Genomic DNA, 10,529 nt, shown 5'->3' with positions numbered 1-10,529 from the left:
GCCGCCGTCGCGGGCGCCCTCGGCGCGGCCCCGGCCGCCCCGCTCGCCGCCCTGGCGGGGACCCCGGGAGTCGGAGGCGGTCGTCTCGTCCTCCAGCCGGAGCGTCAGCGAGATGCGCTTACGCGGGATGTCCACCTCCAGCACCTTGACCCGCACGATGTCGCCCGGCTTGACCACGTCGCGCGGGTCCTTGACGAACGTGCGCGACATGGCCGAGACGTGGACCAGGCCGTCCTGGTGGACGCCGACGTCGACGAACGCGCCGAACGCCGCCACGTTGGTGACCACGCCCTCCAGGATCATCCCCGGCTGGAGGTCGGAGATCTTCTCGACGCCCTCCTTGAACGTGGCCGTCTTGAACGCCGGTCGCGGGTCGCGGCCGGGCTTCTCCAGCTCGCGCAGGATGTCGGTGACGGTGGGCAGGCCGAAGGTGTCGTCGGTGAACTCCTGCGGCTTGATCGAGCGCAGCACCGCGGTGTTGCCGATCAGCATCTTGAGGTCGGTCTGGACCGACCCGAGGATGCGCCGCACCACGGGGTAGGCCTCGGGGTGGACGCTGGAGGCGTCGAGCGGGTCGTCGCCCCCGGGGATGCGCAGGAAGCCCGCGCACTGCTCGAACGCCTTCGGCCCGAGGCGGGCGACGTCCTTCAGGGCGGCGCGGTTGCGGAACGGGCCGTTGGCGTCGCGGTGGCGCACGATGCTCTCGGCCAGCGTGGAGCCGATGCCGGACACGCGGGTGAGCAGCGGTGCCGAGGCGGTGTTGACGTCGACGCCCACGGCGTTGACGCAGTCCTCGACCACCGCGTCGAGCGAGCGCGACAGCTTGGACTCGGCCAGGTCGTGCTGGTACTGGCCGACGCCGATCGACTTCGGGTCGATCTTGACCAGCTCGGCCAGCGGGTCCTGGAGGCGGCGGGCGATCGAGACGGCGCCGCGCAGCGAGACGTCGAGGCCGGGCAGCTCCTGCGAGGCGTACGCGGAGGCGGAGTAGACGGAGGCGCCGGCCTCGGAGACCACGATCTTGGTCACCGACGGCATGTGCTTGACCAGCTCACCGGCCAGCTTGTCGGTCTCGCGGGAGGCCGTGCCGTTGCCGATGGCGATGAGCTCGACGCCGTGGCGCTGCACCAGCGCGCCGAGCACCGCGAGCGACTGGTCCCACTGCCGCTTGGGCTCGTGCGGGTAGATGGTGGTGGTCTCGACGACCTTGCCGGTGGCGTCGACCACGGCGACCTTGACGCCGGTGCGCAGGCCCGGGTCGAGGCCCATCGTGGTGCGCGTGCCGGCGGGGGCGGCGAGCAGCAGGTCGCGCAGGTTGGTGGCGAACACCCGCACCGCCTCGTCCTCGGCCGCCTGCCACAGCCGCATCCGCAGGTCGAGGCCCAGGTGGACGAGGATGCGGGTGCGCCAGGCCCAGCGCACGGTCTCGCTCAGCCAGCGGTCGGCGGGCCGGCCCTGGTCGGAGATGCCGAAGCGGGCGGCGATGCGCTCCTCGTAGCCGGGGCCCTCGTCGGGCTCCAGCGTGACGCTGAGCACCTCCTCCTTCTCGCCCCGGAACATCGCGAGGACGCGGTGGGAGGGCAGCTTGGTGAACGGCTCGCCGAACTCGAAGTAGTCGGAGAACTTGGCCCCCGCCTCCTCCTTGCCCTCGCGGACCTTGGACACCAGCCGGCCGCGGTTCCAGAGCTGCTCGCGCAGGGAGCCGATGAGGTCGGCGTCCTCGGCGAAACGCTCGATCAGGATCGCCCGCGCGCCCTCCAGCGCCGCCCCGGCGTCGGCCACGCCCTCGGTGACGAACGCCTCGGCCTCGGCCGCCGGGTCGAGCGACGGGTCGCCGAGCAGCCGGTCGGCCAGCGGCTCCAGGCCCAGCTCGCGGGCGATCTGTGCCTTGGTGCGCCGCTTGGGCTTGTAGGGCAGATAGATGTCCTCGAGGCGGGCCTTGGTCTCGGCCGCCATGATCTGGGCGCGCAGCTCGTCGTCGAGCTTGCCCTGGGACTCGACGGACTCCAGGATGGCCGCCCGCCGCTCCTCCAGCTCGCGGAGGTAGCGCAGCCGCTCCTCCAACGTGCGCAGCTGCGCGTCGTCGAGGGCGCCGGTGACCTCCTTGCGGTATCGGGCGATGAACGGCACCGTGGCGCCGCCGTCGAGCAGCTCGACGGCCGCGAGCACCTGCCCGTCGCGCACGCCGAGCTCAGCCGCGATCCGCTGGTGAATAGAGAGCACTTGCCTGCCTTTCGATGGTCCCGCCGGTCAATTGTGCAGGAACGGGCCGTCCTCCGAGACCGCGCGCCCCCTGCGGACACGCCGGTCGTCGTCCAGCACCCTAGAGGCAGGCACCGACGATTTCCCGCGGATCAGCGGCGAGCCGAATCGAACGGGCCCGGGGTGGTAGACCTGGGGGATGCGGATCTCGGTGGCGGCCGACAGCCTGGACGGCGTGGCGGAGCGGGTGGTCGAGGAGCTGCGCCGGCGCGGGCACGAGGTGATCGTCCATGGGGCGCTCGACCCGGCGGGGCGCGACGACTGGGCGTGGGCGTCGGAGGCGGCGGCCCGTGACGTCGGCGAGGGGCGGGCCGACCAGGCCGTGGTGTGCTGCTGGACCGGCACGGGCGCGTCCATCGCGGCCAACAAGGTGCCGGGCGTCCGGGCGGCGCTGTGCGCCGACGCCTACACCGCGGACGGGGCGCGCAGGTGGAACGACGCGAACGTGCTGGCCCTCAGCCTGCGCCTCACCTCCGAGGTGGTGCTCGGCGAGATCCTGGAGGCCTGGTTCGCGGGTGAGCCGAGCACGGACGAGGCCGACCGGGCGAACGTCTCCCACCTCGACGAGATCTGAAACCCCGCAGACAGGGCGATTCGGGCTGGCGTCAACGTGGCGGCATGTGCTTGGTTGTGACGCCTGATGAAGATTCAAACAAGCGATGTCGCCGCCCTCGCCCGGGGTTGCGCCGTGCTCGGCACCGGCGGCGGGGGCGACGTGCGCACCGGGGCGCTGGCGGCGCGGCGGGCCATCCAGGAGTACGGCGAGGTGCCGCTCGTCGGGCTGGCGGACTTACCCGATGACGCGCTGGTGGTGCCGCTGTCCGGCATCGGCGCGCCCACGGTGAGCCACGAGATGATCCACGGCGAGGACGAGCCCAGGCGGATCGCCGGGGAGATCGAGCGGATCTTCGGCCGGCCGCCCGGCGCGGTGATGTCGTCGGAGATCGGCGGGGCGAACGGCGTCGCGCCCGTCGCCTGGGCCGCGCAGCTCGGGCTGCCGCTGCTCGACGCCGACGGCATGGGCCGGGCGTTCCCCGAGGTGCAGATGGTCTCGATGTACGTGGCCGGGCTGCCCGCGGACCTCGTGATCATGTCGGATGTCGTGGGCAACGTCGTCACGATCCGGCCGGTGGACGGCCTGTGGTCGGAGCGGCTGGCCCGCGCGGTCTGCGTCGCGGCCGGGTCGCACGCGCTCATGGCCGACTACGTGCTCACCGCCGCCGGCGCGCGGGGCGCGGTCATCGAGGGCACGGTGACGCGCGCCCTCGCCGTCGGCCGGGCCACGGAGGGCGCGGCCGACCCTCTCGGGGCGCTTCGCAGCGAACTGGGCGCGTACCAGCTGATCACCGGCAAGCTGACGGACGTGGAGCGGCGCACCACGGGCGGGTTCGTCCGGGGCACGGCGACGGTCGAGGGCACCGGAGCAGATCGCGGCAGGGCCTTGACCTTGGAGCTGCAGAACGAGAACCTCGTCGCCATGGCCGGCGGCCGGATCTTGGCCATGGTGCCCGACCTCATCACGGTGGTCGACACCGAGACGGCCGCCGCCATCCAGACCGAGAGCCTGAGGTACGGCCAGCGCGTCACGGTGCTGGCCTGGCCGTGCGACGCGCTCTGGCGCACGCCGAAGGGCCTGGAGACGGCCGGGCCCCGCGCCTTCGGCTACGACCTCGGCTACGTCCCCGTGGAGGAGCTGGCCGCGCATGGGTGAGGGAGCTCGGGGGGCCCTGAGGATCGGGATCGACGTGGGCGGCACGAACACCGACGCGGTGGTGCTCGACGCCGCCGACCGGGTCGTCGCCAAGGCCAAGCGGCCCACCACTCCGGACGTGACCGGCGGCCTGCGGGCGGCGCTCGGCGCGGTCCTCGCCGACCTGGACCGTTCCGGCACATCCCGCGACGTGGCCCGCGTCATGCTGGGCACCACGCACGCCACGAACGCCATCCTGGAACGCCGTGGCCTCGGCCGCGTGGCCGTGCTGCGGCTCGGCGCGCCCGCCACGACCTCCGTGCCGCCGCTGTGCGACTGGCCCGCGAGCCTGCGCGCCGCCGTCTCGGCCGGCGAGGCCGTTCTGCCCGGCGGCCACTACGTGGACGGCCGCGAGATCGGCCCGCTCGACCGCGACGCGGTCCGCCGGTTCCTCGACGGGGTGGAGGCGGACGCGGTGGCGGTGACCGGCGTGTTCAGCCCGGCCACCGCGGAGCACGAGCGGGCGGTCGCCGAGCTGGTGGCGGACGAGTACGGGCTGCCGGTGTCGGTCAGCCACGAGATCGGCTCGCTCGGCCTGCTGGAGCGCGAGAACGCGACCGTGCTCAACGCCGCCCTGTACGGCGTGGCCGGGCACGTCACCGGAGCCCTGGCGGGGGCGCTGGCCGAGCACGCGTTGACGGCGACGCCGTACCTCGCCCAGAACGACGGCACGCTCATGACGACGGAGCACGCGGCGCGCCTGCCGGTGTCGACCATCGGCTCCGGCCCGGCCAACTCGCTGCGCGGAGCCGCGTTCCTGTCGGGCGTGGCCGAGGCGGTCGTGGCCGACGTGGGCGGCACCTCCACGGACCTCGGCGTGCTGACCGGCGGGTTCCCGCGGGAGTCGGCGGCGGCCGTGGAGATCGGCGGCGTGCTCACCAACTTCCGCATGCCCGACATCCTGGCCATCGCGCTGGGCGGCGGCACCGTGGTCAGGGACGACGCGGTCGGGCCCGACTCGGTGGGATACCGCATCACCGAGGAGGCGCTGGTCTTCGGCGGGTCCACGGTCACGATGACGGACGCCGCGGTGGCCGCCGGACGCGTGCCGCCGGAGGGCGACGGCTGGCGTGACAGGCTGGGCGACAGGTCGGAAGCTTTTCGAGACACCTTGGAAAGGGCCGTGGCGGCGGCCGACGCGATGCTCGCCGACGCCGTGGACCGCATGGCGCTGGGCCGCGCCGACCGGCCGCTGGTGGCGGTGGGGGGCGGCGCCTTCCTGCTGCCGCCGCGCGTCCCGGGCGTGAGCGGCGTGGTGCGGCCCCGTCACGCCGAGGTGGCCAACGCCGTCGGGGCCGCGATCGCGCTGGCGAGCGGCAGAGTGGATACGATCTTGCCTGCGGGCGAAAGCCGGTCGAAGGCGATCGAAAGGGTCAAGGAGGAGGCTGCCGCGCGAGCCGTCGCCGCGGGCGCGGACTCCTCGCGGGTCGAGATCGTGGACCTGCTGGAGGTGCCCCTGAGCTACCTCTCCGAGCCCGCCGTGCGGGTACACGTCAAAGCCGCCGGACCTCTCGCCCGGTGACGTAACCGAAAGGATCCCCCCACCATGCGCTGGCACAAGCGTCTGCTCGTCGCCGGAGTCGCCGGCGTCGTCGCCATGACAGCGTCCGCGTGCGCGGGCGGCCAGGTGCGCGGCGCCGGCCGGACCCCTCAGCCGAGCGCCGGCACCGGCACCGCCGCGTCGTCGGCCGCGCCGGCCAACGACGCCACGTTCGTCTACGCCCCCAACCTGGACGTGGTCACCGACTGGGACCCGGCGAGCTCGTACTCCAACGAGATCATCGCCATGTCCAACATCTACGAGGGCCTGACCCGCTACGACGCCGAGGCGCGCAAGCCGGTGCCGCGCCTGGCCACGGAGTGGACGTCGGGGGACGGCGGCAAGGAGTGGACCTTCAAGCTGCGGCAGGGCGTGAAGTTCCACACCGGCGCGCCCCTCGACGCCGGGGCGGCCAAGAAGGCCATCGAACGCACCATGAAGATCAACTCCGGCGCGGCCTACATCTGGGGCGCGGTCAAGACCATCGAGGCGGTGGACGCCTCGACGCTGAAGTTCACGCTCAAGTACGCGGCCCCGCTCGACCTCGTCGCCTCCTCCGGCTACGCCGCCTACATCTACGACACGGCCGCCGCCGACCGGCTCAAGGACGGCGAGAGCGACGCCGGGACCGGCCCGTACACGATCGACACCTGGCAGAAGGGCAAGGAGACCGAGCTCACGCTCAAGGCGTTCGACGGCTACTGGGGCGGCTGGAAGCCCGAGCAGTACAGGAAGGTCGCCTTCCGCGTCACCCCGGAGATCACCACGGCCTGGCAGCTCCTGCAGAAGGGCGAGGTGACCTTCGTCCCGCGGCTCAACCCGCAGCTCTTCGCGCAGGCCGGCATGACCGAGGGCGTGCAGACCTCGCAGAAGCCGTCGTTCCAGAACCTGCTCGTGCTCTTCAACACCGCGACCGGCCCGGCCAAGGACGTCAAGGTCCGGCAGGCGCTCCAGCTCGCGATCGACTACGACGGCCTGGTGGCCGCGCTCAAGGGCGCCGGCACGAAGGCGTCGGGCCTGGTGCCCGAGGGCCTGCTCGGCCACGTCAACGGCATGGAGCCCAAGCAGGACCTCGCCCGGGCGCAGGAGCTGCTCAACGCCGCGGGCTACGGGCCCGACCTGGAGGAGCTCAAGCTCACGATGACGTACGCGCAGGGCGACGAGGACCAGAAGCTGCTGGTCACGCTGCTCAGCTCCGCGCTCAAGAAGCTCAACGTGACCCTCCAGGCCAAGCCGATGGCCTGGAACGCCCAGTGGGACCTCGGCAAGAAGAAGGGCCAGGACATCTTCGTCATGTACTGGTACCCGGACTACCCCGACGCGTACTCGTGGTTCCTCAACGTGTTCAAGAGCGCCGACAAGCCGCAGTTCAACCTGTCGTACCTGAAGAACGCGGGGATCGACAAGGCCATCGACGCGCTGCCGCAGCTCTCGGCCACCGACGCGCTCGCCGCCGACCAGGCGTACGCCGACCTCCAGAAGAAGATCATCCAGGACGAGGCCGCGGTGGCGGCGCCGTACGTGCAGACCTACCAGCGCGCGCTGTCGGCCACCGTGCAGGGCTACGCGGACAACCCGGCCTATCCGAACGTGGTCTTCTTCCACGACCTCAAGCCAGCCGGCTGACGCGTGCCGCGCTACGTGGCCCGCCGGCTCGGCCAGGCGTTCCTGGTCGTGGCCGGCGTGGTCGTGCTCACCTTCGCGGTGACGCGGCTGGTGCCGGGCGACCCCGCGGTGGCGTTCGCCGGGCCGAAGGCGACGCCGCGGCAGCTCGCCGAGGCGCGGGCGCGTTTCGGCCTCGACGACCCGCTGCCGGCGCAGCTCTGGCACTACGTCAGGGACCTGGCGGCGGGCGACTGGGGCACCAGCCTGCGGACGCGGCAACCGGTCCTGTCCGACCTGTACGTGGCGTTCCCAGCCTCGCTGGAGCTGGTCGGGACGGCGCTGCTGCTCGCCGTGCTCGTCGGGATCCCGGCCGGGGTGCTCGCCGCCCGCCACCGGACCCGGCTCCCGGACCTCGGGGTGCGGGTGGGCGGCATGCTGGTGGTCTCGGTGCCGGTGTTCTGGCTCGCGCTGGCGCTGCAGACGGTCTTCGCCGGCAACCTCGACTGGTTCCCGGTCGCCGGCGAGTACGACCCGGCACTGGACACCACCAGCCCGCTCACCCTCTGGACGAACATCACGGTCGTGGACGCGCTCATCACCGGCAACTGGCCCATCCTCACCAGCACTCTGGAGCACCTGGTGCTGCCCGCGATCGTCGTGGCCGCCTACCCGACGGGCGCGATCGCCCAGATGACGCGGGCCGCGCTGATCGAGGAGGCCGGCCAGGACCACATCCGGCTGGAGCGGGCGCTGGGCTTCGGCGAGACGTCCATCCTCGTCCGGTTCGCGCTGCGGCCCGCGCTCAACCCGGTGCTGTCGCTGATCGCGCTGGTCTTCGCGTACGCGATCGTCAACGGGTTCCTCGTCGAGGCGGTGTTCAACTGGCCGGGGCTCGGCCGCTACGCCGTGGACTCGATCCGCAACCTGGACGTCCCGGCCATCATGGGAGTCACGCTGCTGGTCGCCCTCGTGTACGTGCTGGCCAACCTCGTCGTGGACCTGCTCCAGGGCGTGGTGGACCCGAGGGCGAGGCGGCGGTGACCGCCCTGCCCGTGTGGAGGCCCGTGGAGAGGCTGGGGCGGGTGGACCGGCTGGCGGTGCTGGGCGGCGTGCTCATCACGCTCGTGGCCCTCTCGGCCGTGCTCGCGCCGTGGCTGGCCCCGTACGCGGAGAACGCGCCCGATCCCCTGCACAGCCTGGAGCCGCCGGGCGGCGCGCACTGGTTCGGCACCGACCTCGCCGGCCGGGACGTGCTCACCCAGGTCCTGTACGGCGGGCGGACGTCGCTGACCATCGCCGTCGCCGTGCTGGCCGTCTCGGCGGTCGCCGGGGTGACGCTGGGCGTCGTGGCCGGGTATGCGGGCGGCCTGGTCAGGGATGTGATCATGCGGATCACGGACGTGTTCCTCGCCTTCCCGGCGCTGCTGCTGTCGCTGGCCCTGGCGGTGGTGCTCCAGCCGAGCGTCACCACGGTGATCGTGGCCATCGCCGCCACCTGGTGGCCCTGGTACGCGCGGCTCGCCGCCTCCGTAGCCGCCTCGGTCGCCACCCGCCCGTACGTGGACGCCGCCCGGTGCCTGGGCGTGCCCGCGCCGCTCGTCGTGCTGCGGCACGTGCTGCCGAACTCCCTCACCCCCGTGCTGGTCCAGGTCTCGCTGGACGCGGGCGGCGTCATCCTCACCGCGGCGGCCCTGTCCTACCTGGGGCTCGGGGCGCAGGAGCCGGTGGCGGAGTGGGGGCTGATGGTGCAGCAGAGCCAGACGTACTTCACCACCAACTGGTGGATCGTCACGTGGCCGGGCCTGGCGATCCTCGTGACGGCGTTCGCCTTCAACCTGCTGGGCGAGGGGCTGCGCGCGGCCCTGGACCCCCGGAGCGGAGGAGCTCGGCAGGAGAGAGCGACGAAGGAGTCAACGAGTGCCGAAGCGGCCGCGACCATAAGCACGAGGGTCATCAGATGATCGAGGTGCGGGACCTGCGGGTCAGGTACGGCCCGCGCACCGTCGCCCACGTGCCCGAGCTGGACGTGGGCGCGGGGGAGTGCGTGGCCGTCGTGGGGGAGAGCGGGTCGGGCAAGTCCACGACGCTGCTGGCGCTGCTCGGGCTCACGGAGGGCGCCGAGGTGTCCGGGCACGTCCGGGTGTGCGGGGTGGACGTGCTCACCGCCCCGGCGCGCCGGCTGCGGGAGATCCGGGGCGCCCGGGTGGCGCTGGTCATGCAGTCGCCGCAGGCCGCGCTCAGCCCCACCACGCGCCTGGGCGTCCTCATGCGGCGCGCGCTCGGCCTGCACGGCGTGGAGGCGGGGGAGCGGGCCATGGCCGAGGCCGTGGAGGCGGTGCTGCTGGACCCGGCGATCCTGCGCCGTTACCCGCACGAGGTGTCGGGCGGCCAGGCGCAGCGGTTCGCGATCGCCCTGGCCCTGGCGCTGGGAGCGGAGGTGGTGCTGGCCGACGAGCCGACCAGCGCGCTCGACGTGACCGTGCAGGCGGAGGTGGTCGGCGTGCTGCGGCGGCTGCGCGAGGAGCGGGGGCTGGCGCTGCTGATGGTCTCGCACGACCTCGCCCTGGTCTCCACGATCGCCGACCGGGTGCTGGTCATGAAGGACGGCGCGGTCGTGGAGAGCGGCCCGGCCGCCCGGGTGCTGGCCGAGCCGGCGCACCCGTACACGCGCGAGCTGCTGGAGGCGCTGCCATGACCGGTCCGGCGCCCCTGCTGCGGGCCGAGCGGGTCACGCTCGGGTACGGTCGCACGGCCGTCGTCCACGACGTCAGCCTGGACGTCACCGAGGGCGGGGTGGGGCTGATCGGGGAGAGCGGGTCGGGCAAGACGACGCTCGCGCGGGCGTTCCTGGGGCTCCTGACCCCCATGGCGGGAGACATCTGGTACGGCGATCAAAACCTGAAAAAAGCGGATATGAGGCGCTTCAGGCGGGACGTCCAGCCGGTGTTCCAGGCCGAGGCCCTCGACCCCCGCATGCGCGTCGGCGCCTCGGTCGCCGAGGCGCTGCCCCGCAAGGAGCGCGACCGCGTGCCCGCCCTGCTGGAGAAGGTCGGGCTGCCCGCCGAGGTGGCCGATCGTAGGCCGCACCAGCTCTCCGGCGGCCAGCGCCAGCGCGTGGTGATCGCCCGGGCCCTCGCCGTCTCGCCCCGCCTGCTCATCCTCGACGAGCCCACCAGCGCCCTCGACGTGACCGTGCAGGCGCGCGTCCTCGACCTGCTCGCGGGGCTCGGCACCGAGCGGCTGCTCATCACCCACAACCTCGCCGTGGTGGCCCGGCTCTGCCGCACCGCGCACGTGCTGTTCGCGGGCCGGGTCGTCGAGTCCGGGCCCACGGCCGAGCTGCTGGCGCGGCCCGCCCACCCGTACACGCTG

At 73.1% G+C, this 10,529-nt stretch carries 9 protein-coding genes; 8 read left to right on the top strand and 1 reads right to left on the bottom strand.

Annotated features, from left to right (window positions below):
* The coding region (locus tag AB0H81_RS41240; RefSeq protein ID WP_358386820.1) for a Tex family protein at positions 1-2,223 on the bottom strand (2,223 nt) is incomplete at its 3' end.
* A gap of 178 nt (positions 2,224-2,401) precedes the next feature.
* Here AB0H81_RS41240 and AB0H81_RS41235 point away from each other — a divergent pair.
* From AB0H81_RS41235 to AB0H81_RS41200, 8 genes are all read left to right on the top strand, one after another.
* On the top strand, positions 2,402-2,836 hold the full coding sequence (locus AB0H81_RS41235; RefSeq protein ID WP_358386818.1) for an RpiB/LacA/LacB family sugar-phosphate isomerase: 435 nt from the start codon (positions 2,402-2,404) through the stop codon (positions 2,834-2,836).
* Between the two features lie 66 nt (positions 2,837-2,902).
* A complete protein-coding gene (locus AB0H81_RS41230) occupies positions 2,903-3,973 on the top strand; it encodes a DUF917 domain-containing protein (RefSeq protein WP_358386816.1) in 1,071 nt (356 codons plus the stop codon).
* Positions 3,966-5,534, top strand: a complete 1,569-nt coding sequence (locus AB0H81_RS41225) for a hydantoinase/oxoprolinase family protein (protein WP_358386813.1) — start codon at positions 3,966-3,968, stop codon at positions 5,532-5,534. The genes AB0H81_RS41230 and AB0H81_RS41225 overlap by 8 nt, the downstream gene beginning before the upstream one ends.
* Positions 5,535-5,558: 24 nt before the next feature.
* A complete protein-coding gene (locus AB0H81_RS41220; protein WP_358386810.1) occupies positions 5,559-7,178 on the top strand; it encodes an ABC transporter substrate-binding protein in 1,620 nt (539 codons plus the stop codon).
* A gap of 3 nt (positions 7,179-7,181) precedes the next feature.
* Positions 7,182-8,198: an ABC transporter permease gene (locus AB0H81_RS41215; RefSeq protein WP_358386807.1), complete on the top strand. Its 1,017-nt coding sequence runs from the start codon at positions 7,182-7,184 to the stop codon at positions 8,196-8,198.
* 23 nt (positions 8,199-8,221) lie between these two features.
* Positions 8,222-9,118, top strand: a complete 897-nt coding sequence (locus tag AB0H81_RS41210) for an ABC transporter permease (protein ID WP_358386803.1) — start codon at positions 8,222-8,224, stop codon at positions 9,116-9,118.
* Positions 9,115-9,852: an ABC transporter ATP-binding protein gene (locus tag AB0H81_RS41205; protein ID WP_358386800.1), complete on the top strand. Its 738-nt coding sequence runs from the start codon at positions 9,115-9,117 to the stop codon at positions 9,850-9,852. The genes AB0H81_RS41210 and AB0H81_RS41205 overlap by 4 nt, the downstream gene beginning before the upstream one ends.
* The coding region (locus AB0H81_RS41200) for an ABC transporter ATP-binding protein (RefSeq protein ID WP_358386798.1) at positions 9,849-10,529 on the top strand (681 nt) is incomplete at its 3' end. The genes AB0H81_RS41205 and AB0H81_RS41200, both read left to right, overlap by 4 nt.

It is taken from the genome of Nonomuraea sp. NPDC050691 (genome assembly GCF_040654455.1).
In the GTDB taxonomy this organism is placed as follows: Bacteria; Actinomycetota; Actinomycetes; order Streptosporangiales; family Streptosporangiaceae; genus Nonomuraea.
The sequence above is the reverse complement of the archived record's forward strand: the minus strand, read 5'-3'. Positions and strand labels throughout refer to the sequence as shown.